Origin of the sequence: Vagococcus lutrae (assembly GCF_003987555.1) — a bacterium.
Lineage (GTDB): Bacteria > Bacillota > Bacilli > Lactobacillales > Vagococcaceae > Vagococcus_A > Vagococcus_A lutrae.
In genome coordinates this window covers 59343-83913 of sequence record NZ_NGJW01000011.1, presented here as the reverse complement: position 1 = coordinate 83913, position 24571 = coordinate 59343, and the positions used below count along the sequence as shown (strand labels likewise).

General features: G+C 38.5%; 20 protein-coding genes, 1 pseudogene and 1 riboswitch. Of the genes and pseudogenes, 4 read left to right on the top strand and 17 right to left on the bottom strand.

Annotated features, from left to right (window positions below):
- The 5 genes and pseudogenes from CBF33_RS08160 to mgsA form a co-directional block, all read right to left on the bottom strand.
- A pseudogene (locus tag CBF33_RS08160) lies at window positions 1–343 on the bottom strand (transposase family protein); the annotation flags it as partial.
- Between the two features lie 146 nt (window positions 344–489).
- Window positions 490–1671, bottom strand: a complete 1182-nt coding sequence (locus CBF33_RS08155) for an acetate/propionate family kinase (protein WP_126763257.1) — start codon at window positions 1669–1671, stop codon at window positions 490–492.
- A gap of 13 nt (window positions 1672–1684) precedes the next feature.
- Complete coding sequence (locus CBF33_RS08150) at window positions 1685–2689, bottom strand: class I SAM-dependent methyltransferase (protein ID WP_126763255.1); 1005 nt, start codon at window positions 2687–2689, stop codon at window positions 1685–1687.
- A 153-nt stretch (window positions 2690–2842) separates the two neighbouring features.
- Window positions 2843–3367 (bottom strand): folate family ECF transporter S component, encoded by a 525-nt coding sequence (locus CBF33_RS08145; RefSeq protein WP_168413620.1) that lies wholly within the window; start codon window positions 3365–3367, stop codon window positions 2843–2845.
- 37 nt (window positions 3368–3404) lie between these two features.
- Window positions 3405–3501: riboswitch (THF riboswitch) on the bottom strand.
- Window positions 3502–3561: 60 nt separating this feature from the next.
- Window positions 3562–3969: a methylglyoxal synthase gene (gene mgsA, locus CBF33_RS08140; RefSeq protein WP_126763251.1), complete on the bottom strand. Its 408-nt coding sequence runs from the start codon at window positions 3967–3969 to the stop codon at window positions 3562–3564.
- A gap of 154 nt (window positions 3970–4123) precedes the next feature.
- On the opposite strand from mgsA, the gene CBF33_RS08135 reads away from it, so the two are divergent.
- On the top strand, window positions 4124–5227 hold the full coding sequence (locus tag CBF33_RS08135) for an ABC transporter ATP-binding protein (protein ID WP_023606622.1): 1104 nt from the start codon (window positions 4124–4126) through the stop codon (window positions 5225–5227).
- A gap of 100 nt (window positions 5228–5327) precedes the next feature.
- On the opposite strand, the gene rsmA is transcribed toward CBF33_RS08135, so the two are convergent.
- The 4 genes from rsmA to metG all read right to left on the bottom strand — a co-directional run bounded on the left by rsmA (window position 5328) and on the right by metG (window position 9665).
- The gene (rsmA, locus tag CBF33_RS08130) at window positions 5328–6206 is read right to left on the bottom strand and encodes a 16S rRNA (adenine(1518)-N(6)/adenine(1519)-N(6))-dimethyltransferase RsmA (RefSeq protein WP_126763249.1); all 879 of its coding nucleotides are present in this window, start codon (window positions 6204–6206) and stop codon (window positions 5328–5330) included.
- On the bottom strand, window positions 6199–6786 hold the full coding sequence (rnmV, locus tag CBF33_RS08125; protein ID WP_126763246.1) for a ribonuclease M5: 588 nt from the start codon (window positions 6784–6786) through the stop codon (window positions 6199–6201). The genes rsmA and rnmV overlap by 8 nt, the downstream gene beginning before the upstream one ends.
- A complete protein-coding gene (locus CBF33_RS08120) occupies window positions 6770–7561 on the bottom strand; it encodes a TatD family hydrolase (protein WP_126763243.1) in 792 nt (263 codons plus the stop codon). Before CBF33_RS08120 ends, rnmV begins: the two co-directional genes overlap by 17 nt.
- Window positions 7562–7658: 97 nt before the next feature.
- Window positions 7659–9665, bottom strand: a complete 2007-nt coding sequence (gene metG / locus CBF33_RS08115) for a methionine--tRNA ligase (protein ID WP_126763241.1) — start codon at window positions 9663–9665, stop codon at window positions 7659–7661.
- A gap of 218 nt (window positions 9666–9883) precedes the next feature.
- Between metG and CBF33_RS08110 the strand changes: the two genes are divergently transcribed.
- On the top strand, window positions 9884–11644 hold the full coding sequence (locus CBF33_RS08110) for a glycerophosphodiester phosphodiesterase (RefSeq protein WP_170167774.1): 1761 nt from the start codon (window positions 9884–9886) through the stop codon (window positions 11642–11644).
- 40 nt (window positions 11645–11684) lie between these two features.
- Here the strand turns inward: CBF33_RS08110 and ppdK are convergent, their stop codons facing one another.
- Both ppdK and CBF33_RS08100 read right to left on the bottom strand, forming a co-directional pair.
- On the bottom strand, window positions 11685–14291 hold the full coding sequence (ppdK, locus tag CBF33_RS08105; protein ID WP_126763237.1) for a pyruvate, phosphate dikinase: 2607 nt from the start codon (window positions 14289–14291) through the stop codon (window positions 11685–11687).
- A gap of 146 nt (window positions 14292–14437) precedes the next feature.
- Window positions 14438–15298: a MurR/RpiR family transcriptional regulator gene (locus CBF33_RS08100; RefSeq protein WP_170167773.1), complete on the bottom strand. Its 861-nt coding sequence runs from the start codon at window positions 15296–15298 to the stop codon at window positions 14438–14440.
- Between the two features lie 134 nt (window positions 15299–15432).
- On the opposite strand from CBF33_RS08100, the gene gnd reads away from it, so the two are divergent.
- Entirely contained in the window at window positions 15433–16332 is a 900-nt protein-coding gene (gene gnd, locus CBF33_RS08095) for a phosphogluconate dehydrogenase (NAD(+)-dependent, decarboxylating) (RefSeq protein ID WP_126763233.1), read from the top strand.
- Between the two features lie 46 nt (window positions 16333–16378).
- Here gnd and CBF33_RS08090 read toward each other — a convergent pair whose 3' ends face one another.
- The 5 genes from CBF33_RS08090 to CBF33_RS08070 form a co-directional block, all read right to left on the bottom strand.
- On the bottom strand, window positions 16379–17212 hold the full coding sequence (locus tag CBF33_RS08090; RefSeq protein ID WP_126763231.1) for an HAD family hydrolase: 834 nt from the start codon (window positions 17210–17212) through the stop codon (window positions 16379–16381).
- A gap of 81 nt (window positions 17213–17293) precedes the next feature.
- Window positions 17294–19624, bottom strand: coding sequence for a cation-translocating P-type ATPase (locus CBF33_RS08085; RefSeq protein ID WP_126763230.1), 2331 nt, complete (start codon window positions 19622–19624; stop codon window positions 17294–17296).
- Between the two features lie 162 nt (window positions 19625–19786).
- On the bottom strand, window positions 19787–20398 hold the full coding sequence (locus tag CBF33_RS08080; RefSeq protein WP_126763229.1) for a sugar O-acetyltransferase: 612 nt from the start codon (window positions 20396–20398) through the stop codon (window positions 19787–19789).
- A complete protein-coding gene (gene nagA / locus CBF33_RS08075) occupies window positions 20388–21539 on the bottom strand; it encodes an N-acetylglucosamine-6-phosphate deacetylase (RefSeq protein WP_126763227.1) in 1152 nt (383 codons plus the stop codon). Before nagA ends, CBF33_RS08080 begins: the two co-directional genes overlap by 11 nt.
- A 92-nt stretch (window positions 21540–21631) precedes the next feature.
- The gene (locus CBF33_RS08070) at window positions 21632–22471 is read right to left on the bottom strand and encodes a helix-turn-helix domain-containing protein (RefSeq protein WP_126763225.1); all 840 of its coding nucleotides are present in this window, start codon (window positions 22469–22471) and stop codon (window positions 21632–21634) included.
- Window positions 22472–22627: 156 nt separating this feature from the next.
- On the opposite strand from CBF33_RS08070, the gene CBF33_RS08065 reads away from it, so the two are divergent.
- Complete coding sequence (locus CBF33_RS08065) at window positions 22628–23212, top strand: CDP-alcohol phosphatidyltransferase family protein (protein WP_126763223.1); 585 nt, start codon at window positions 22628–22630, stop codon at window positions 23210–23212.
- 75 nt (window positions 23213–23287) lie between these two features.
- Here the strand turns inward: CBF33_RS08065 and CBF33_RS08060 are convergent, their stop codons facing one another.
- Window positions 23288–24505 carry a pyridoxal phosphate-dependent aminotransferase gene (locus tag CBF33_RS08060; protein ID WP_023606637.1) on the bottom strand — a complete coding sequence of 406 codons (1218 nt, stop codon included), beginning with the start codon at window positions 24503–24505 and terminating at the stop codon, window positions 23288–23290.
- Window positions 24506–24571 lie beyond the last annotated feature (66 nt).

Sequence of the window (24571 nt, the reverse complement as noted above, 5' to 3'; positions counted from 1 at the left end):
GTCTTGAAATAGAGTGTCCTTTCTCGACAAAATAAGGGGTAGCGGTCCAATGATGAGCACAATTTTTACAGGTATAGCGTTGTTTTGCGACGTTCATAATTAAAGGCAAATGATTAAATTGATCAAAGCGCACGACCGCTTTTTTCTTACCATTTCTTACGACTACTTGTTTCCCACTTTCGTTATACACCGTTGAACCACAATGATGACAAGGTGTTAGAGGGGGTGAAAAAGTAGCGTTCACCACACATGTTTGTTGTCCTTTTACCATTTCGTAAGAAATGTCAGATGTGATTAAATTTGGCTCTATGATTCGTAGTAATTTTTTGATATCATTAGACATGAGCATATCGCCTCCCGTTTGTTTTTTTGTGGTAAATTAATCATATAGGAGAACGGTATGCTTTTTAATACCTAAAATTAAGAAAATTAAAAAAGGGCTGACGAATCATTTTTTTGATTCATCAGTCCTTTAAATTATAGAGCCGATTATTTTAAAGCTTCTACGTCACGAGCAATCATTACTTCTTCGTCTGTCGGCACTAATAACACCTTAACCGAAGAATCATCAGTAGAAATCACACGTTCTTCTCCACGGATATTGTTTTTCTCGTCATCAATTTCACAACCAAACCATGTCATGCCATTAATAATGTCACGACGTAATTCAATCGCATTTTCGCCAATTCCAGCTGTAAAGACGATAGCGTCGACACCATTCATAACGGCAACATAACTACCAATATACTTTTGAACACGGTTAATAAAAATAGCTAGAGCCGTCTTAGCATTCTCTGTATCAGATGCTTGAACATCACGCATATCACTTGAAATGCCTGATAAACCAAGTAGTCCTGATTTTTTATTTAAAATATCAACCATTTCGTTGATATCCGTCATACCTTCTTTTTTCATGATGTATGGTAAGATTGACGCATCAATATCACCCGAACGTGTCCCCATAGTAACACCCGCTAACGGTGTGAATCCCATAGAAGTATCGATTGATTTACCACCTTCAACTGCCGTAATAGAAGCACCATTACCTAAGTGACAAGTGATAATCTTAGTTTCTTCAATTGGTTTGCCTAACATTTCTGCTGCACGCTCTGAAACATAACGATGACTTGTACCATGTGCACCGTATTTACGTGCTTTATGTTTTTCATAATATTCCATTGGGATACTATATAAATAGTTTTCAGCAGGCATTGTCGTGTGGAATGATGTATCAAAAACTGCCACATTCACTGTGTGTGGTAATAATTTTTCAAAAACACGAATCACTTTCGCTTCTGCTGGGTTATGAAGTGGTGCAAATTCTCCTAATTCTTCAATTTTCGCTAAGGCATCTGCTGTCACTAATGCTGATTCTTTAAAGTATTCTCCCCCAGCTACCACGCGATGTCCAGCACCTTCAATTTCTTCTAAAGATGACACAATGTTTAGCTCAGTTAACTTGTCTAATAACATATTCACAGCAAATTCATGATCTGGAATATCTAAGACATTATGGAATTTTTCGCCTTCTCCGTAAGAAATAGTAAAGATTGAGTCATTTAAACCAATTCTTTCAACGATACCTTTCGCGATAACTGTTTCTTCTGGCATTTCAAAGATTTGCCATTTTAAACTAGAACTACCTGCATTAATTGCAATTGTTTTAGACATAAATATTCTCCTTTTATTTTAAATTATTCATCTGCCAAGCATCAAATTCATCAAAAAATCGACTTAAAGCAGTGATATCCTGTAATGATGTTAATGAAGCAGCTAAGACTTCTGCTTGTTTACTCTGTGCCCCTTTATTTTGAAGAATGATAATGGACTTCTCTGAAGCTTCATTTTTAAAGAGGTTTTGGGGTAACGCGATAATCGCTTGTAAATAAACTGAACGTTGAATCCATTCCTTAAATTTGTGACTTTGTGGCATGGATAAAAACGCTCGTGGCACTAAGAACAAACCAAACCCTGCTTCTTTCACATGATTCATACTCTGCTCGATTAATAAATGATGAGCATAGGTGTGCCCTTCCTCCATACTCATCTCAAACGCTGCCGCCCGTTCATCGTCCGGATAGTAGCCAATCGGCAAATCACCCACCGCAATATCTACTGGGTCAAGAAGTAACGGTCTCATAGCATCCTGATGATAAAGAGTTACAGAGTTTTGAGATAAGTTGGAGATAATAGCAGCCAACGCGATAAGCGTATCGTCTACTTCTACTCCAAATCCAACTACCTGATTTTTCTGTTCAGCCAAACTATTCATGACGGCTAATAGTAAATTACCCGTTCCAACGGCAGGATCCATAATCGCAACAGACGTCTTGTCATTGCCAAGTAACTTCTCCACTAAAAAGCCGATAAAATATCCGATGGCATCAGGTGTTAGTTGATGGTTCGCTTGTAATGGCTCTTCCGTCAAGCCTTTTAAAAGCGTCCACTGCCATACTTTCCGCCATTCTTCTGCTTTTAATTCCGACGATTGTACTAACGAAAGAAAATCTAATGTCTCTTTTGAAAGTTCTTGTTGATTGTCAGTTAGCGTTGCTTCTTCTCGAACATCGAGAATTTTATTTCCAACTTGCACTAATGATTCAAAAAAAGAAACGTGCTCACGCTTAGCCGTTTGCTTAGCCATTTGATAAAGAGCTTTATATACCGTTTCTAACCGTTGGTCTGTCACACTATCTCACAATCCTTCCTTTTTAATATAGTCCCTTTTCATTCTATCGAAATTCATATGATTATTCAACCGTTTCTCTCTTTTTGCTTATATAAAAAGCCCTAGCTCTCGCTAAGGCTTGAAAAGGATTTGGGATGTTAATCCTTTGGTTACTTATTTTATAACATATTGATTAATCTTCTGAGTCAAAACATTCTTTTGACCCATACTATATATTACAATAATTCGAATCGGTAACATGATACCATTTGTTACTAATCGGGTGGGGAGTAACGCCCACATTCCTTTATTCATAATCATATAGAGCCAAAGTGTGTTAAGTCCTAAATCGATAATAAACGTGACAAGAACGTTAGCAATAATCACTCTTTTCAACGTGATTTCCTTTCGATAAAAGAAATGTCCATAAATGACTCCGGTTAAAAAAGCTGATAGTGAAAATCCCGGAAAGTATGGAGCAGACTTTGGAAATAAGAATATGCCGATAAAATCTGATAAGGTACTCCCGATTCCTGTCAACCAAGGACCAAAAATCATCGCCATTATGACAGTCGGTATAAACAAAAAGCTAATGCGTACAATCGGCGTTTCCAATGCTAAAAAGCGCGTCACAATTAATTGTAACGCCATAAGCATACCCATCAAGGCAATTTGTTTACTTTGTAAATGTTGTTTCATTTTGAAGCACTCCTTTGATAGAGTTGCTACATAGTAATGCAGCGAATGCGAAAATAAAATCGCGAAATAAATTCTTCGTCCAACAGGCAACATCCCATCCCGTCGGCACTTAACGCTTTATTTTCTACTCTGTATTTTTGGTATTTCTACCGATATCATCTTACCACACTACTTTTAAAAATGAAACGATGGACTTATAAATGCGGTTCTTCTGCGACATATCTAAAATCAAGTAAATGTTTTTCCAATCCACGAATTAATACTTCTGCCGTTCCACTATTGGTCGCAAGCGGTACTTCATAAACATCGCATAAGCGAATTAACGCACTGACATCTGGTTCGTGTGGTTGTGCCGTCAATGGATCACGCAAAAAAATCACCATATCCATTTCATTCTCTGATACTTTAGCACCAATCTGTTGGTCGCCACCTAAAGGTCCTGAGTTAAAACGATGAACAGGCAAACCCGTTTCGTCAGCAATTCTACCACCAGTCGTTCCCGTCGCAAATAGTTCATGCTTTTCAAATATCGGCTGATAAGCTTTAACAAGGCGCACCATTTCCGTTTTTTTACGGTCGTGTGCAATTAAGGCGATTTTCATAATAGTCGGCTCCTTTTTTCTTTTCATTGTACCATACTTGTCAGATTGACGAAAAAAAAGACGAAATCATTGTGCACAATCACATTGTTAAATAATACCGCTTTCATTTATACTTGGTTTGTAAAGAAAATTAGAAAAGCGAGCGTGAAAACACATGGTAGATATAGCTTTAAAACACATTCATAAAAAATACGACGGTAATGACTTTTATTCAGTCACTGATTTTAACTTAGATATTAAAGATCGCGAATTTATCGTGTTCGTTGGCCCTTCTGGTTGTGGTAAATCTACAACACTTAGAATGGTGGCCGGTTTAGAAGATATTTCTGAAGGAGAACTTTGGATTGGTGATACTTTAATGAACGAAGTTGCACCAAAAGACCGTGACATTGCGATGGTTTTCCAAAACTATGCGCTATATCCTCACATGACCGTTTATGATAACATGGCGTTTGGTTTAAAACTTCGTAAATATCCAAAAGATGAAATTAAAGAGCGTGTTGAAAATGCGGCTCAAATCTTAGGTTTAACAGAATACCTAGACCGTAAGCCTGCAGCGCTTTCTGGTGGACAACGTCAACGTGTGGCATTAGGTCGTGCGATTGTACGTGACGCAAAAGTGTTCTTAATGGATGAGCCTTTATCAAACTTAGATGCTAAATTGCGTGTAGCGATGCGTGCTGAAATTGCTAAATTACACCAACGCTTAGAGACAACAACGATTTACGTTACCCATGACCAAACAGAAGCGATGACTATGGCTGACCGCATTGTTATTATGAAAGACGGTTTTGTACAACAAATCGGTTCTCCAAAAGAAGTTTACGACACTCCAAATAACGTGTTTGTCGCTGGTTTCATTGGTTCTCCTGCTATGAACTTCTTTAACGTTACATTAAAAGATGGCCGTATTACAAATGAACATGGCCTTAACCTTTTACTACCAGAAGGACGCAATAAAGTCTTGAAAGAAAAAGGTTACGAAGGTAAAAAACTTGTTTTCGGTATTCGTCCAGAAGATATTCATACAGAGCCAATCGCTCTAGAAGCACAACCAGATTCTGTCGTAAATGCAGAAGTAGTCGTTTCAGAATTATTAGGTGCAGAAACCATGTTATATACAGTTGTGGGTGATACTGAGTTTATCTCTAAAGTAGATGCTCGCTCAACTTACCGTCCAGGTCAAAGAGTTGATCTTGCATTCAATTTAAACAAATCTCACTTCTTTGATGTTGATTCAGAAGAAGTCATCCGCTAAAACAGCCCCCCTTTTCTAGATCATTACTTTGATGAAATGGTCAGAAATTTATAAATAATAAAAATCCCCGACTCTTTATAAAAAGAATCGGGGATTTTTATTACGCTGAAACTAAGGCGTTACTTAAATCAGCAAACTCTTCTAATGAGAGAGTCTCCGCGCGACGACTCGGTTCAATGTTAGTGATTTCCAACGCCTGACGGATTTTTTCTTTTTGTTCGGGCGTTTTACCATAAAAGCCGATTAAATTATTCCACAATGTTTTTCTTCTTTGAGTAAATGACGCTCTCACTAATTCAAAAAAGTGCTGCTCAGAATGAACGGCAACTCTCGGTTCGGAGCGTCTCACTAATTTTAAAATAGCAGAGTCTACATTCGGTTGTGGGACAAACGCGGTCTTTGGCACAATAAAGGCAATGGACGCTTCCATGTAGTATTGAATCGCTATCGAAAGCGAGCCATACGCTTTACTACCTGGCTTCGCTATAATTCGCTCCGCCACTTCTTTTTGCATCATGACAATCATCTCAGCAACCGGTAACTCTGACTCCAGAAACGACATCATTATCGGAGTGGTAATGTAATAAGGTAAGTTAGCCACCACTTTGATATTATCTAATGATGAAAATGTTTCGGCTGCAATTTGAGCTACATCGGCTTTTAGCACGTCTTCATTAACAACCGTCACGTTTGAATAGGGTGACAATGTGTCTTTTAAAACAGGTAACAAACGTTGGTCAATTTCAAACGCTAAAACCTGTTGACTATGGCGAGCAAGCTGTTCGGTTAGTGCACCTATCCCCGGTCCGACTTCTATGACGTGGCTTTCCTCATTTAAATCCGCCGCTTCGATAATATTATTTAAAATATTTAAGTCGGTTAAAAAATTTTGTCCTAAACTCTTTTTAAAGGTAAACCCATGCTTTTTTAAAATTTCTTTCGTCCGACTTGGATTTGCTATATCTTTTTGATTAATCATGTTGTTGTTCTCCTAATTTTTTCATCGCCTCTATCACTTGCTCCTCAGTTATTTGAAACATTTCAAGACGCTTGACTAGTTGCTTTCCATTCGTGTAACCAATTCGCAGCTGATTCCCTAGCCACTCACGTCTCATTTTCGACTCGCTCCCCGCTAATAAACCACATTTTATTAAGACCTCTCGTGAAACGGGCGTGTAGTCAGTATGCGCAGTAGGGGTCATGACTTTGCTCAAGGCATACGTCAAATCCTCTTGAGTAGCATGCTCGACACCTAGGCTACGTCCTTTTTTTCTAGGTGTTGCTTCTTGACGTGTCAAAAATGCATGCTTAGCTTCTGGCACGGAGTGAGTAATCGTCTTACGTATTTTTTCTCCAGGAAAATCTGGATCTGTTAAAACAATTACCCCTCTTACTTGCTGCGCTAAACGAATTTGTTCTAGAATATCCGCATTAATTGCTGAACCGATAGTCTCAATCGTATCTACTTCAAAAAATTGTTTTAAGTGCTTGGTATCATCTTTTCCTTCAACGACAACCACCTGTTCAATTTTCATTTTCTTATTATTTGGATGCGTCATATTCCTCTCCTAACTGAAATAAACGATAGGCATTCGCTCGTGTTTGACGTGCGATATTGTCTCGCGTATCGCCACGTAAACTCGCAATCTCATCTACGACATAGGACGTATAGCCAGGCTCATTACGTTTGCCGCGATAAGGAACTGGAGCTAAGTACGGGGCATCTGTTTCAACTAAAAGAGCGTCAAGCGGTACATTTTTAGCTACTTCTTTTACTTCTAGTGCTTTTTTAAACGTCACAACACCACTTAAAGAAATCATCATGCCTAAATCTAAAAAGCGTTGCGCCCATTCCCAATCTCCACTAAAACTGTGCATAATACCGCCTTGAGCGCCCACCTTTTCTTCTTTTAGCACTTGATACGTATCGGCCAAAGCGTCTCGCGTGTGTACACTAAACGGCAAACCAAGTTCCTTTGCCATTGCAATCTGTCGACGAAAAACCTTTGTTTGAACTTCTTTAGAATCATTCATCCAGTAATAATCCAGCCCAATTTCACCTAAAGCCACGATTTTATCTGATGAATCAAACCACTGATACAGTTGTTTTTCGACTGCCGGTGTATAGCTTCCTGCTTCAGTTGGATGCCAACCAATAATACTATATATCTCAGGATACTTTTCACTTAACTGCAGACTTTTTTCAATTGTTGGCTGGTCAAAACCAACCACTGCCATTTCATTTACACCATACTCATGAGCGCGTGCAATTGTTTCATCCAAGTCCTCAGCAAATTGTGGTACATTCAAATGCGTATGTGTATCAAATATCATATATTAACGCTCCTCTCAAACACAGAAAAGAGGCTGATCTTATCGGATAGCCTCTTTTCCCATCACATTCCACTCAAATTCTTTCTAGAAAACAGGGTTACGCGATTTCAGAACCATTTGGCATTTCTTTTGGCGCTTCAATTAACTGGAGTTTCCCCTCATGTTCTGCTGATAAAATCATTCCCTGACTCAATAATCCTCTAATCTTACGCGGTTTTAAATTCGCCACTATGACGACTTTTTTACCAATAAGTTTTTCTGGATTCGGATAGAACTCCGCAACACCAGATAGGATTTGACGATGTCCTTCATCTCCTGCATCAATGCGGAATTGAAGTAGCTTATCTGCTCCTTTTACTTTTTGGCAATCAATCACTTCTGCGACTTTTAATTCAACTTTTTCAAAATCTTCAAATTTAGCAGCTTTTTCTTTTGAAGAAACTAACGTTGTTTCTTCTGGATTCCAAACCACGACTTCTGAATCAGAAGTTGGTTTTTCATTCATTTTTTCATGAATGTACGCGACTTCTTCTTCTGTGTCTAAACGTGGGAATAAAGGTTCACCTTTTCCTATTACTTTAACCCCTTCTGGAAACTCACCAAAACGGATATCACTTAACGCCATTGATTCCACTTCTAGCCCTAATTGATGGAAAATATTTTTAGGTGCGTGGGTTAAAAATGGTTGCAATAATATCGCAATGATTCTTAATGCTTCAGCTAAATGAACCATGACACTGTCTAGTTCGGCTGCTTTTTCTGGTAGCTTCGCTAAAACCCAAGGTTCAGTTTCATCAATGTACTTATTAGCACGTGAAACAAGCACCCAGATTTCTTTTAGCGCAGCACTAAAGTCCATTTTCTCCATCGCTTGATGATAGTTTCCAATCGTATTCGCTGCGGTTGTAGATAATTCACTATCAAATTCTGTTACAAGTGACGCATATTTAGGTACAACCCCGTCACAATATTTATTAATCATGGCAACCGTACGATTAAGTAAGTTACCCAAGTCATTGGCTAAGTCATAATTCACACGAGAAACAAAATCTTCTGGTGTAAAGACGCTGTCACTACCAAATGATACTGAGCGTAACAAGTAATAGCGTAACGCATCTAATCCATAGCGCTCCATTAACATTTCTGGATAGACAACGTTTCCTTTAGATTTAGACATTTTACCGTCTTTCATCACAATCCATCCATGAGCGTAAATCGTCTCAGGTAATGGCAAATCTAGCGCCATTAAGATAATCGGCCAATAAATAGTATGGAAACGAACGATTTCTTTTCCAATCATATGCACATTTGCCGGCCAATATTTTTGGAAATCGCCATCTTCATTAGTACCGTAACCTAATGCCGAAATATAGTTAATCAAAGCATCAATCCATACATAGACGACATGTTTAGGATTGCTTGGCACTTCAATTCCCCATGTAAAGGATGTCCGAGTTAAAGCTAAATCTTCCAATCCTGGTTTAATAAAGTTATTCAACATCTCATTTTTACGAGAAGCTGGCTGGATAAAATCAGGATGTGTTTCATAATGCTCGACTAATCGTTCAGCATATTTACTCATTTTAAAGAAATAACACTCTTCACTCACTCGTTCAACTTCATGTCCACTATGAGCTTTACCACCTATCACATTACCCTCATCATCGCGATAAACTTCGGATAGCTGTGTTTCAGTAAAGTATTCTTCATCCGAAACCGAGTACCAGCCCACATATTCACCTAAGTAAATATCTCCTTGAGCCAATAATCGTTCGAAGACATTTTGCACGACTTTTACGTGTTGTGGGTCTGTCGTTCGAATAAATTTATCATTACTAATCTCTAAGTCTTTCCATAGCTTTTGCACGGAAACCGCCATACCGTCAACATACTCTTGCGGTGTCACACCTAGTTCACTTGCTTTTTGTTCAATTTTTTGTCCATGCTCATCTAATCCTGTTAAATAAAAAACATCATAACCTGACAGTCGTTTGTAACGTGCCATAGCATCACACGCTAACGTGGTATATGAACTGCCAATATGTAACTTCCCACTAGGATAGTAAATGGGGGTTGTAATATAAAAAGGTTTTTTGTCAGCCATTGCTGCTCCTCCTCCAAATAATTCAATCTTGAAATTTATCAGTTTGCTTATAAGTATATCACAATTCTAGAGAACTCACTAAAAAAATCCTATTCTAAATGAGTTTATCATAAAAAAAGACATTCTCTCATTAAAGCAAACTATCTGGATGAGTTAATCTTTGCATTATTTCCCTATTCAGTTACACTAATATCAACATGATTAAAGGAGTTGAACCTATGTTTAACCGTATCACTGAAACATTCCACCATTTCAAAACACACTTAAAAGAGTACATGACTCCCTTATTTTTCTTTCAGTTTTTGAAGTTTTTTATAACACTACCGACGATAAGTTTTATTTTATATCAGTTATTGTCAAAAGCTAACTTAAACAGTCTTACAGACCAGACTTTGCTAGTCGTTTTAACACAACCAGCTACTATCTTTTTGCTATTTTTATTGATTATCTTTCTTTTTATCGCCATCTTTTTTGAAGCTAGCTATTATTTTCTACTGATTGATTATCAAGAGCGTCAAGAAGTCCCTACTCATCTCTCGATTATCCGACGTATTCAAAAGAAACTACCTTATCTCTTAAGTCCGTATACGTTACTATTTATTTTGTATTTTTTCATCATCACCCCGCTAGTCTCGGTAGGTATCCAACCAGACCTTCTCAAAAATCTTAAATTACCAGATTTTATTGTGGATGAATTATTAATGACGACCAAAGGTAGCATACTATATCTGACTCTCATATTACTCTTAACCTATCTTGGTTTCCGTTTAATCTATGTTTTATATCTATTTATTACACGAGAGACTCTAACCCTTAAACAAGCTTTTCAAAAAAGTTGGCACAAAACACAACATCGCTTTTTAAAACAGTTTTTACTTTTTTCATTTACTACTTTTATCTATACTCTTTTAGTAATTGTCATTGTTGGTGTATTATTATCACCCGTCTTAATGACCGAGATTTTACAGCCCTCATTAGCTCCGTTTCTAGCAGGATTTAGTTTAACTTTAATTCAACTGCTTCTCTTTTTCGCTGTCGGTCTGTTTCAAGTCTTCATTAGCATTATGATTGTTAAAACGTATCACCCTATTACTAAGTCACCTACAATGATTCAGCCTAGATTTAACAGGTTCTTTAAAAAAAATCAGTGGAAATTATTACTCACGCTGCTATTGTTTATCACATTTAGTGTTAACAATACACTGACATTGAAACATATTGTTTATCAACCTAAAACAGCTATCGTGGCACATCGCGGTTTCATGGAAAAAGGAGTAGAAAACTCAATAGAAGCCCTTGTTGGCGCAGCAAAAAGCGGAGCTGATTACGCTGAACTGGATATTCAAGAAACCAAAGACGGAGAAATCGTCGTCATGCACGATACCAATTTAAAACGACTGACTGGTCACAATCGGATGGTTTACGATATGACTTTAGATGAAATAAGAGCATTACAGCTTTCTCAAAACAACATGACGAGTCGCATCCCAACATTAGAAGAATTTATTCAAGTTGCACTTAAAGAAGACATTAAGCTTCTAATTGAAATAAAACCACATGGCTTTGAATCAGAACAGTATCTCACTCATTTAAACGAGTTATTAACACGTTACGAAGTGACAGAAAGCTTTCTCGTCCAATCGCTCGACCTTCCTATGCTGAATCAATTAAAAAAAATCAATGACGATATTCAAACAGGCTATGTACTGCCACTAAATATAGGGAACTTACCTGATACGCCGCATGATTTTATCGTGCTTGAAGAATTTTCAGTCACTAAAAAATTAATTCAACAAGCAGAAGCTAAGAAACAACCTCTCTTTGTTTGGACAGTTAACAAAGATGACTTGATTCAAAAATATTTACGATGGGACGTGGACGGAATTATTACCAATCATCCTGATCGAGCTGTCACTTTTAGAGAAAGTGAAGAAGAAACAAAAAGTATTGTTCAAAGAATCCTCTATCTCCTTAAATAAAAAAAGAAGCGTGTGCTTTAGACACACGCTTCTTTTTGCTTTACATAGCTGCCTGAGCGACGGCCAATCGAGCAGAAGGCACACGATATGGAGAACAAGAAACATAGTTTAATCCGAGTGTTTGGTAAAACTCAATAGACTGTGGGTCTCCTCCTACTTCTCCACAAATGCCGATTAGTAAGTCTGGATTCGTTTGACGTCCTTTCTCAACTGCCATACGCATGAGTTCACCGACTCCTTCTGTATCCACATGTTGAAATGGGTCATGCGGTAGCAAGCCTTGTTCGACGTACTCTCCAATAAATTTATACACATCATCTCGTGAAAATCCATAAGTCATTTGTGTTAAGTCGTTAGTTCCAAAACTAAAGAAGTCGCTACTTTCTGCTAATTTATCCGCGGTAACACAAGCTCGAGGGATTTCAATCATCGTACCATAGCGTATCGTATGACGCTCTTGATGTTGCGCTTCCCAATTAGCTTGATAAGCTTCTAATCGTTGACGAATAAGTGCCAACTCCGCGTGTGACCCAACTAATGGTATCATCACTTCTAAAACGGCTGGTCGTAATGCTTGTGTCGTTTCTGATAAGCTAGTTAAAATCGCCTCCAACTGCATCTCATAAATTTCAGGATATGTAATAGCTAGACGACAGCCTCGATGGCCTAACATAGGATTGACTTCTTTTAAGTCATTTAATTTTTGCGCTAAATTGTCTGGCGCTTTTCCAAGTTGTTGCGCAACTTGCTGAATTTCTTGTTCCGTATGAGGCAAAAATTCATGCAGTGGAGGATCTAGTAACCGAATAACAAATGGCGCTCCTTGTGCAGAATCTAATAACTGTTTAAAATCATGAACTTGGTTTTTTCCTAATACTTTTAATGCTTCTGTGCGTTCTGCCACATTTTCAGCCAAAATCATATGACGCATCCATTTTAAATTATCTTCACTGAAGAACATATGCTCCGTTCGGACTAAACCAAAACCTTGCGCCCCAAATTTTAAAGCCAATGCCATTTCTTTAGGTGTTTCAGCATTTGCTTTTACTTTCATTGTCGCAATCTCATCTGCCCAACCGAGTATCGTTTCAAAGACTGGCATTTCCTCAGCACTTTCTGTTTCAACAGCGCCTTGATAGACATTACCCGTATTTCCATCAATCGAAATCTCATCACCTTCTCTAAAGACAGCTGAAGCGGTGGTCATTGTTTTAGTCGTTTCATTTACGATTACTTCCTGACATCCTACGATACAACAAGTCCCTAAACCACGAGCAACCACAGCGGCATGCGAAGTCATTCCACCACGACTTGTTAAAATCCCTTGACTTAATAACATCCCTTCTACATCTTCAGGTGACGTTTCTTGACGAACTAATATCACCGACTCGCCACGCTCCGTCCACTCTTTAGCTGCTACTGTATTAAAAACGATTCTACCTGTAGCTGCTCCGGGACTGGCTGGCAAGCCTTTCGCTAGCCACTTACTTTGTGTTTCGCTATTTTCAACAAAAACAGGATGCAACAATTCATCTGCCATATTAGGCGTTAAACGAGCAAGCGCCTCACGCGGTGTCAAGAGATTTTCTTCTACCAAATCATGTGCAATCTGGAAAGCCGCGCGTGCCGTTCGTTTACCATTACGTGTTTGTAAAATATATAATTTGCCTTCTTCTACGGTAAATTCCACATCTTGCATATCTCGATAATGACGCTCTAAATGTTTGACATGCTGAGCGAGTTCTTGATAGACATCTGGCCACTGAGCTGCCATTTGTTCAATAGGCTGTGGCGTACGAATACCGGCTACGACGTCTTCTCCTTGCGCATTAACTAAGTACTCACCAAATATTTCATCAGTTCCTTCACTCGGATGACGTGTAAATAGGACACCCGTTCCACTCGTTTCGCCTTTATTACCAAAAACCATTAGTTGTACTGTCACACCGGTACCTAAATCGTGAGGTATGCCGTGACGGTTGCGGTATATATAGGCACGATGGTTATGCCAAGAATTGAAAACAGCTTCTATTGCTAGAGTCAATTGCTCTAATGGATCTTGTGGAAATATCGTCTGAGTCACTTCTTGATAAATCTCTTGATAGACTTTGACAATTTGTTTCAAATCTGTCGCTGTTAGTTGATGATCTTCCGTAATCTCACATGTTTCTTTCATATGTTCAAAATATTGTTCAAAGCGATTAATATCTATGCCCATGACAACATTGCCATACATTTGTATAAAACGACGGTAGCAATCATAAGCAAACCGTTCATCCTGTGTTTCAGTAGCCAATGCTTCCACAGTGACATCATTTAAACCTAAGTTTAAAATTGTGTCCATCATACCTGGCATTGAATACTGTGCGCCACTTCTAACGGATAACAGCAACGGATTGCGCTGACCGTTTAATTCTTTCCCTGTTAGCTGTTCTAATTGCGAAATTTGTTCTAAAACATCATTCATCAAATCATTTTTTAAATCCATCTTTTTATTTAAATAATTCATACATGCTTCGGTAGTAATCACAAATCCTTCAGGTATTGGCAAGCCTTCACGTGTCATTTCAGATAAGTTAGCACCTTTACCACCAAGCAAGGCTTTCATTTCTTTACTACCTTCAGAAAAGGGGTAAACATATTTCATACTGCATCCTCCTGTTTTTAATAAGACGTATTATTTACCTAACACAAACTATATAGTACGTCACATTAAAAATCAAGACCTTTTATTGAATAATATTCAGTAATGATAATTTTCAAAATAAAAAAGCATTCGCAATGGCGAATACTTTAGTCTGTTATTTCTTTAGTCGTTTCAATTACTTCTCGCATTTTAGTTAAGTAGGACTGTGAGGCCTCTTCGTCGGCATACATCACATTCACAAACAAGGCATCGATAATACTAAGCTGTGAAAGGCGTGAAGCTAATGCTTCAGGTCGATACTTCACTTCGTTAGCTCGTGAAATTAACACGACATCAGCGAGCTCTGCTAAAGGCGACAAAGCAAAACTCGTCAAAGCAATTAGCCGTGCTTGATTGCGTTTCACTTGCTTGGCCATTTCTAACACTTCATGGCTCTGTCCAGAATGAGAAATAATCAACGCTACATCGGTCTCATCTAAACGTGAGGCTTCCATACGTTGAATATGACTATCAATCGCATATGAAACAGAAAGTGGCGAACGTAAAAATTTATGATACGCATCCATTGCGATAGCGTTAGATCCACCCACTCCAAAAAAGAAGATTGATTTTGCCTCACTTAAAAGTCGTACCGCTTCTTCAAATGCGTCATCTGCTAATAAATGCTGTGTATCAATCAACGCTTGCGTATTAGCTTCAAATACCTTTTGCGCAATAATAACTGGGGAGTCGTTAGCAGAGATTTCTTCATACAAATTGGTAGTAAGTTGTGGTTTCCCCTGTGTTTGAGCTAGCTCCAGTTTAAACTGTTTATACCCGTCATACCCTAATCGTTGTACAAAACGAAAAATCGTCGATTCTGCTACTTCTAGCACTTGCGCCAATTCTCTAATCGACAACGTCATCACTTGTTCAGGATATTTCACTATATAATCGGCAATTCTCTTATCTTTAGCAGTTAAGTCTCGGTAAACGGCTTCTATTTTTAACTTTAATACGCGATTCATTTTTTCACCTTCTCTTTTTAACATCATTATACCATGTTATGCGATTTATAAATAGAACATAATTCTTTTTTAGTTTGATTTAAAAAGAATTATGTTCTATAATAAAACTATAAAATCGAAAGTGAGTGAATGACGTGGAAATAGGGATGATTGGTTTAGGAAAAATGGGAGCAAATTTAGCGTTAAATATGCAGCGAGAAGGGTTTCGTGTTGTCGGCACTGACCTGAATGAAACCTGTCGACAAACAATTCAGGCACAAGGTATCGAAACAGCTGATTCTTTAACTTCATTATTAGCGACATTACCACAACAAAAGATTGTTTGGATGATGGTCCCAGCAGGTGAACCTACTGAAGCGACGTGTCAAACATTATTAAACGAACTATCAGAACATGACATCGTCATTGATGGCGGAAATTCTAACTATAAAGAATCTCAATTAAGAGCGGCACGTTTTGCAGAAAAAGGCATTCATTTCTTAGATGTCGGTACAAGCGGTGGCACAAGCGGCGCAAATCAAGGAGCTTGTTTAATGATTGGCGGCGAACAAGCAATTTTTGAACAACTCGCTCCTCTTTTTAAAGCTCTCGCAGTCGATGAAGGTTTCATGTATACAGGACCCGCTGGTAGCGGTCATTTTTTAAAAATGGTACACAATGGTGTTGAATACGGCATGATGCAAGCTATCGCAGAAGGCTTTGAAGTATTAGAAGGTGGGCCGTTCGACTATGATTTAGCAGAAGTGGCTAACGTTTGGAATCATGGTTCTGTTATCCGCTCATGGTTAATGGAGTTAGCTCACGAAGCATTCGTAGAAGATCCTAAATTAGAGGCAATTAAAGGCGTAATGCATTCTTCTGGAGAAGGCAAATGGACGGTTGAAACCGCCTTAGATTACCAAATTCCTACACCCGTCATTGCTCTTTCATTAATGATGCGTTATCGCTCTATGTATGATGATACCTTTACAGGTAAAGTCGTTGCGGCTTTACGCAATGGTTTCGGTGGACATGCTATCGAAAAAAACGATTAAACTCAAAAGGCTGTGACGAACATACATGTTCGTCACAGCCTTTTTATTAACTCATCAATCCCAATTGAGCAAAACTTTTAGCAATCCCATCGTCTTCGGCACGAGCAGTAATTGCATCAGCATATTTTTTTAATTCGTCTGTGGCATTTTCCATTGCAATCGCATAGCCAACAGCTTGAAACATCGCAATATCATTATTACCATCGCCAAACGCAATGGCGTCGTCTGAAGTCAATTGATACTCATTTAAGACATAATCAATCGCGGTTTGTTTATCAACACCCTTCATTGATAACTCGCCACTTTGTGGACCAAATTGTGGAACAGTTGAATGATGCAACAAGAAACGCTCGCCAAATTGCTGTGCTACCTTGTCAAACGGATGGTCGATACTAATAAAAGAAATCTTATTAACATTGTGAATGTTCATCTCTTTACCGGCCGCCTCTGCTAGCAATGCTAAAAACGACTGCGTTCCTGCTAATGCATCACAGTCTCCTTTGTAATAGGTTAAAACTTGATGTTCTATCACTTCTTGACAATTATCACTGGCAAATAAACCGTCATTAGACTCTAAATAATAACCTATCTGATGTTCATCAAAGTAGGCAATAATATCTTTTACGGCATCAGCTGGTAATTTTTTATGAACCAGTACCTCTTCATTTTTTTCTATATATCCACCACCGGCACCAATAATGCCGTCAAAATTCATCGCTAATAATTCCGGCGTTATCTCCGGTCGTGAACGCCCTGTACATAAATACATTTTATGTCCTTGCGCTTGCGCTTCTTTAATCGCTTCTTTCGCACTTTGTGGTACAGTACCGTCCATTTGGCATAGCGTACCGTCTACATCAAAAAATATAATTTTTTTCATAACAGCCCTCTTTCTACAATAGCATTATTATATGAACATTTTTTCTAACAAAACGCCCGAAGGAATCCTTCAGGCGTTTATTTAGTGATAATAGGCTTCTTTTAAAAAGTACTTATCATAGATAAGACGTAATATTAAACTTACTACCATCAATACAACAAATGGCCAGAATGTATGTGACGTCAGTGTTCCGATATATAAAATAGAGCGGAACAGGTAAGCAGCCGTGTAAACTCCTACCGTCGTCGTGATAGCCAAGAACACTCGTAATGGATTAAACGGTAAACATGCTTTAATAACCGCAATCACACTCACACCCATTAATAAGTAGTACATCAATGTCGTCGTTTCAAGTTCTGACCAACCTTGGTTCTTGCCTAACATATAAACAAGCACAACATTCATCACGACTAATAGAGCATTAGGTAAGGCATGACGTATAACTGTCGGTAAAAACTTGCCTTTGACTTGTTTTTTATTTTCTTCAAAAGATAAGAAGAACGAAGGATACCCTTCAATCGCCAAGTCAAGCAACGTAATTTGAATAGGCACGAATGGGAATGCCACTGCCGTAATCGCACAAAGAATGGACAAGAAAAACGAATAGATTGTTTTGATAAAGAAGATACTCGCGACTTTCGTGACATTATTAACCACACGTCTTCCTTCAAATAAAACTTCTGGTAGACTTGTAAAATCTGAATCTAGTAAGACTAAGTTAGCAATTTGACGCGTTGCAGGGTCTCCCTCTGCCATTGCGATACTGCAATCAGCTTCACGCAAAGCTAAAACATCATTGACACCGTCTCCTGTCATTGCTACGACTCTTCCAGCCGCTTTAAATTCTTGGACTAAAATCTGTTTTTGTTGAGGCGTCACACGGCCAAAGACTGTGTATTCATGTGCTGCTTCACGAACTTCTGCTTCGGTCGTTGTAGCAGATAAATCAATGTATTGGTCATAGTGCGGTAATTCTGCACGACGAGCGATATTAGACACAGTAACAGGATTATCCCCCGAAATCACTTTCAAATCTACCCCTTCAGCATGTAGATATGCAAGGGTTTTATTCGCATCTTTTCGAATCGGGTCATCAATTTCAATTACCGCTAAACAGTTAATAGACGGTAGAGCAGTGATACTTTCTAATATCAAACTTTCATCACTGTGACCTAATACTAAAACACGATGCCCGTTCTCTTGTGCCTTTTGAATGAGTGGCATCTCATTTGCTTCACGTGTGCCCAGCAATCGTTCTGGTGCACCTAAAAAGTAGGTGCCCTCCTCTTTAAAACTCACCGCTCCCCATTTTCGCTCGGAAGAAAATGCGAGCGTATCTTGATGAGTGAATGTCTGTTTTTCAGGATAGTAATGACGAATGGCTTGCATCGTAATATTGTTATCTGTTGTATTAGCCAAATAATTCCCCATGATTGTTTCTAACTGTGCCGTGCTTGTCTCTGAAAATGGGGTGACTTGTTGCACCGTCATTTTTCCTTCGGTAATCGTCCCCGTTTTATCTAAACACAAAGTATCTACATGCGCTAGCGTTTCAACAGCATACATATCTTGGACAAGAATACGTTTTTTCGCTAATTTCGTTACCGCTGTCGCTAAGGAAATACTGATTAACAACACCAGCCCTTTAGGTAACATACCAAGTAAAGCGGCTGCCGATGATACTACCGCCGTTTTGATATCGCTTTGACGAATAAACATACCTTCTAAGAAAAGAATAATCCCTAGAGGAATAATAATAAAACTCGTAAATTTTGATACTTTCTTAATGGCATTGACTAACTCTGATTGAATAGGTTTATGGACTTTCGCTTGTGTGGCAATTTTTGTTGCGTAGTTATCTTGTCCCACACGAATAACACGTGCATAACATTGTCCACTTGAAACAAAACTGCCTGAAAGTAATTCATCATTCAATGTTTTTTCGATTAAATCTGATTCACCCGTTAACAGGGCTTCGTTCACTTCGACTTTGCCTGATACCAAAGTCAAGTCGGTGGGGATTTGTTCTCCCGCTTGTAATTTTACGATATCATCCATAACCAGCTCACTAGCGTCCATCCGATGTTCATGGCTATCACGAATGACCGTCGTTTGCCCTTTTGACACAATGGTCAGTTTAGCCACCATATTACGCGCATGAATTTCCTGATAAATACCTATCGCGATATTAACGGCAATGATAGCAAGAAACACCATATTACTATACGCGCCTACTAAAGCTAAACAGATTCCAATCGCTAAGTTTAAAAAGTTAAATAAGGTAAGAACATTGTCTTTGACAATATCCGTTGTTGATTTTGATACATCTTCTTGAAAGTCATTTCCCAAACCTTGTTGTTTTCTGTCTATGACTTCTTGTGACGTTAAACCACTTTGCTTAAATTCACTCATTCTTTTTCTCCTATTTCGATTTCTCAAAATACTATTATACGCTATTGACGCTTCTTTTTGCTAGTTTTAATCGTTTCTTATCAAAAACACAATAAAAAACTGTTCAAAATCTCACTTCCCTACTAAAAAGAGAAGCGAAAATTTTAAACAGCTCTATATTTATCAGTCAAGATATCTTTTACTGAAGTTTTGACGATCCTCATCTGTTATTGAACGCAATACTTTACAAGGATTCCCCACAGCAATGACTCCTGAAGGAATATCTTTTGTGACGACGCTTCCTGATCCAATTACCGTATCATCGCCAATCGTCACATTCGGATTGATGACCGTCTGACCCCCTATCCAAACACGGTTGCCAATTTTTATCGGCTCAGCATATTCCCAACCTTCTTCATGGCGTTGCGTCGCATCTAAAGGATGACTCGCCGTAAATAAGCTAACATTGGGGCCAAACATAACATCATCGCCAATCTCAACTTTTTGACAATCTAAAATAGTTAAATTAAAGTTGGCGTAAACATTTTTTCCAAGATGAATATTATACCCATAATCGCAACGAAAAGGGGGTTCGAAAAAGAAGTTGTCGCTAGCACCAAATAATGTTGCGAGCTTTTCCATTCCTTTATCTTGAATGTCCGTAGGCGACATCTGATTGAACTCATGCAAGACTTGACGACAAGCTAACCGTTCTGCTGCCAATTGAGACGTGCCCGCTTGATAAGCGCGACTTGCTAGCATTTTTTGTTTGTCGAGTGATTTTTTATTCACCATCTTGATAACGTAATTCCCCGTCTAGATAAGTCGCTTCTAATTCCATCGCTGGATTTAAAACGATAAAATCAGCGTCACGACCTTCTGCAATCACACCACACTCATCGTCGATTTTACAGCTTACTGCAGGAATTAATGTAGCCATCATCACCGCTTGTTCAGGTGTGGCAATGCCCCAATCCACAACATTTTTCAGGCCTTCTTTTAATTTTAAAATACTTCCGGCAAGATTTCCTTCCGCCATTCGTGCAGTACCGTTACCAACAGTTACAGGAAACTCTCCTAACATGTATTCGCCATCAGGCATGCCGCCAGCCATCATACAGTCGGTGATTAACGCAATGTGATCATGTCCTTGAGCTTGTACTAAAATATCGACGGAATCCGGATGTACATGGTGTCCGTCACAAATTAACTCTGAATAAACGTCATGTAGGCTCATAGCAGCCCCTACCATTCCGGGCTCACGATGGTGTAAGCCACGCATACCATTAAACGCATGAACAAAGACACTTGCACCTGCCTCAACTGCGGCTTGTGCTTCTTTTAAAGTCGCATCACTATGCCCTAAAGCCACAACAACTCCTTGTGATGTCACTTCTTTAACAAACTCGGATACGCCTTCACGTTCTGGTGCCAATGCTATCTTTTTAATAATCCCACCAGACGCTTCTTGCCATTCATTAAAAACTTCTAAACTTGGGTCAAAGAAATAAGAAGGATTCTGTGCACCTTTATGTTTTTCAGTGAAAAAAGGTCCTTCAAAATAAATTCCTTTAATTTTTGCCCCTTTGACGTCTTGATATGTTTCCCCAATCGTACGAGCCACTTGCGTTAGTAGTTCACGCGAAGATGTTAGCGTTGTCGGTAAAAATGACGTCACACCGCATGAAAGTAGTGCTTCAGACATTACTTTCAATCCTTCTGCATCATTGTCCATAACATCATGATTGGCATAGCCATGAATATGTGTATCTACCAATCCTGGTGCAATCCATTTCCCTTGATAATTCGTCACTTGGGCCTCATCTGCCACTTCATCTAAAATCTTTCCAAATTTTCCATCTTTTACTTCTAAATAACCCGGTCCCACTACGCCACTTTTCAAAAAGAATTTATCTGCGTAAATATAGCTCGTCATCTTTTCTATCCCTCTTTCTCAATGTTTTTTCTCCTACCCTAACGCTACTCTTTTCTAAAAAAAAAGTCAAGAATGGTCTACACCATTCTTGACTAATAATCATAACATTCTGTCGAACGATACAACCATTTTAATGTATTAGCTTTCTCTAACCAATCTGCAGCTGCATCAATGTCTTTCATCTCCGATAAAATAATAGCTTTCATCTCAAGCAGCTCCGCAAACAGGTAGGCTGATTTCTTTTTGCGATTCCACGTTATTCCCTGATGTACTAAATGTAAAGCACGTTCTAAATCATCCACATACATAAAATACTGACTCATAAAATAAAAAGCTCGCACACATTCCATACGATAATGATAGCTCGGTTGCCCGAGCAAAGTCGTCACGCTTTTTTCCAAGAAATAGGACGCTTTAGCTGGTTGATGTTGCTCTAAATATGCAAAGCCAACTTCCGATAAAAGCAAAATTTCCCATTCCGTTAACCATTGCTTGCCTTTATAGTAAGTTAAATTTAAGCTTTTTTGGAAAATCTCCACACTTTTATTTAAATCGTGTGCTAACTCACGTTCACAATGAGCCTCATAAAATAGTAATTGTTGCATCACTTCTGGTGTTTCGACTTGAAACGTTTCTCGAACATATATTAATACATCCGCTATGGCTGAATATTTATTTTGCCGAAAATAATAAGTCAAAAGTGCTAGCCAGTTTGTCAAACTGTCATTGATACTCAGTTCTTTCATATAAAAGTCACGTGGACTGATACTCAATCGCTCACACAGTCGTGTTAAAACGTACGTTGTAGGAAGCTCTTGATTCGCCTCCATTCGTAAAAGCTCATCTGTCGAACAAATACCTTGAGCGAGCATCTCTACCGTATAATTTTTTTCGATTCTCATCCTTTTTAAAAAACTACCAATGCCTGTCATCTTCCCACCCCTTTTCGTTTATTGTACCATTAAAGAACGTTTTGTAAAGAAAATAAGTATTCAAGGATGGAATTGATCATTCTTTTGGGATGAGAGAAGAATTTTTTTAAGCTATCAGTTATACTAAGAGAGGAGAGTGAAAAGAGGTGATATACCATGAAAGATTATTTAAAAAATCTCAATATCAAGGAAGATATTACCAGTATTCCCAACCTATTATCACTATTTCGTTTATTTCTAATCTTCCCTTATCTCATCGTGATTTTAAATGCTGAAAAACGCACAGATTTTTATTTAGCAGCGGCTATCATTGTTGCTTCAGGATTGACCGATTTTTTAGACGGATATGTCGCACGAAATTATAATCAAATTACTAACTTAGGCAAAGTTTTAGATCCTGTTGCTGACAAATTAACACAGCTTGCGCTTGCTTTCAGCTTGATTAAATTTTATCCTGAGATGCTTTTAGTGGCTCTTGTCTTAGTGGGTAAAGAATGTTTTATGTTGATAACAGGTATCATCTTCATTAATAAAGGACTGGTATTAAACGGCGCTAAATGGTTTGGTAAAATAGCAACAGCCAGTCTTTACATTGGGATGTTTGGGTTACTTATTTGGCCACACAATTCGACACAGATTATCAAAGTTGTCGTCGCCATTATGCTGTTTTTCCTTTGTTTATCTTGGCTACTTTATGCAAGAGAATATATCTTAATGTATCGCAAAGAAGAAACGAAATAAAAAAGAGTCAGAACAGAGCCATGCTCTCCTAGTAGTGTTGCACCATTAGGAAAACATTGTTCCGTCTGTCTCTTTTTATTTTTGCTTATAATGACTTAAAAAGGCCTCTAAACTTTCAGCCGTTCGTTTTAATTCTTCTAACTGAGGTAAGTACACAATTCTAAAATGATCGGGTTGGTGCCAATTAAAACCACCACCATGAACAAGTAATATGCGATGCTCATGAAGAAAATCTAAGACAAATTGCTCATCATTTGTGATATTAAATCGTTTCGTATCAATCTTTGGGAATAGATAAAATGCCGCTTTTGGTTTGACTGCACTTAAACCTGGGATACTATTAATCGCATTAGTAATATACTCACGCTGCTCATAGATACGTCCTCCCGGCAATAATAACTTATCTACACTTTGATGACCACCTAGAGCTGTCTGAATCACTTGTTGCGATAAAACATTAGAACACAAGCGCATTGACGCCAACATATTTAACCCTTCAATATAGCCTTTCACATGCGATTTATCACCGCTCAAAACCATCCAACCAGCTCTAAACCCAGCAATACGATGCGATTTCGATAAACCGTTAAAGGTTACCACGCACAAGTCAGGCGCTAACGTTGCTAAAGGAATATGCGTGTGACCGTCCATTACTAAACGATCGTAAATTTCATCTGAAAACAAAAGCAAACCATGTTCACGTGCTAACTCGACCACATCTTCTAATAAGTCTTTCGAATAAAGAGCTCCTGTTGGATTATTCGGATTAATAATGACAATCCCTTTCGTATTTGGCGTAATCTTACTACGCATATCTTCAATATCAGGAAACCATTCCGCTTCCTCATCACATATATAATGAACGGGCGTTCCTCCTGCCAATGAAACAGACGCCGTCCACAATGGATAGTCCGGCATAGGCACTAGCACCTCATCACCTTTATCAAGCAAGCCTTGCATGCTCATAGTAATCAGTTCACTAACACCATTTCCCGTGTAGATATCATTAATCGTTACATTTGGGAAACCTTTTAACTGACAATCTTGTTCAATCGCTTTACGTGCCGAAAAAATCCCCTTTGATTCTGAATAACCTTCTGAATGACGCGCGTTCAAAATCAAATCTCGAATGATTTCATCCGGTGCGTGAAAATCAAACGCTGCTGGGTTCCCTGTATTTAGTTTTAATATTTTGACGCCTTCTTCCATCATGCGCTCGGCTTCTTCTAATACCGGACCCCGAACATCATAACTCACGTTTTCTAGTTTAACCGACTTCTGAAATTCTCTCATACTGACAGCCTCCTCAGGCATTTTAACTTTTGCTTCATAATTAATTAAAAAATACTCTTTTTCTCA

Bases quoted from the DNA above. Each gene is read 5' to 3' on its own strand.
- ppdK (WP_126763237.1), bottom strand. From the start codon at position 14,291: ATGAAATATGTTTACCCCTTTTCTGAAGGTAGTAAAGAAATGAAAGCC.
- CBF33_RS08110 (WP_170167774.1), top strand. From the start codon at position 9,884: ATGTTTAACCGTATCACTGAAACATTCCACCATTTCAAAACACACTTA.
- CBF33_RS08065 (WP_126763223.1), top strand. From the start codon at position 22,628: ATGAAAGATTATTTAAAAAATCTCAATATCAAGGAAGATATTACCAGT.
- CBF33_RS08155 (WP_126763257.1), bottom strand. From the start codon at position 1,671: ATGTCTAAAACAATTGCAATTAATGCAGGTAGTTCTAGTTTAAAATGG.
- CBF33_RS08070 (WP_126763225.1), bottom strand. From the start codon at position 22,471: ATGACAGGCATTGGTAGTTTTTTAAAAAGGATGAGAATCGAAAAAAAT.
- CBF33_RS08120 (WP_126763243.1), bottom strand. From the start codon at position 7,561: ATGATATTTGATACACATACGCATTTGAATGTACCACAATTTGCTGAG.
- CBF33_RS08080 (WP_126763229.1), bottom strand. From the start codon at position 20,398: ATGGTGAATAAAAAATCACTCGACAAACAAAAAATGCTAGCAAGTCGC.
- CBF33_RS08090 (WP_126763231.1), bottom strand. From the start codon at position 17,212: ATGAAAAAAATTATATTTTTTGATGTAGACGGTACGCTATGCCAAATG.
- CBF33_RS08060 (WP_023606637.1), bottom strand. From the start codon at position 24,505: ATGAGAGAATTTCAGAAGTCGGTTAAACTAGAAAACGTGAGTTATGAT.
- CBF33_RS08100 (WP_170167773.1), bottom strand. From the start codon at position 15,298: ATGAATCGCGTATTAAAGTTAAAAATAGAAGCCGTTTACCGAGACTTA.
- rnmV (WP_126763246.1), bottom strand. From the start codon at position 6,786: ATGACGCATCCAAATAATAAGAAAATGAAAATTGAACAGGTGGTTGTC.
- CBF33_RS08085 (WP_126763230.1), bottom strand. From the start codon at position 19,624: ATGAGTGAATTTAAGCAAAGTGGTTTAACGTCACAAGAAGTCATAGAC.
- nagA (WP_126763227.1), bottom strand. From the start codon at position 21,539: ATGACGAGCTATATTTACGCAGATAAATTCTTTTTGAAAAGTGGCGTA.
- CBF33_RS08145 (WP_168413620.1), bottom strand. From the start codon at position 3,367: ATGAAACAACATTTACAAAGTAAACAAATTGCCTTGATGGGTATGCTT.
- metG (WP_126763241.1), bottom strand. From the start codon at position 9,665: ATGGCTGACAAAAAACCTTTTTATATTACAACCCCCATTTACTATCCT.
- rsmA (WP_126763249.1), bottom strand. From the start codon at position 6,206: ATGATTAATCAAAAAGATATAGCAAATCCAAGTCGGACGAAAGAAATT.
- CBF33_RS08135 (WP_023606622.1), top strand. From the start codon at position 4,124: ATGGTAGATATAGCTTTAAAACACATTCATAAAAAATACGACGGTAAT.
- mgsA (WP_126763251.1), bottom strand. From the start codon at position 3,969: ATGAAAATCGCCTTAATTGCACACGACCGTAAAAAAACGGAAATGGTG.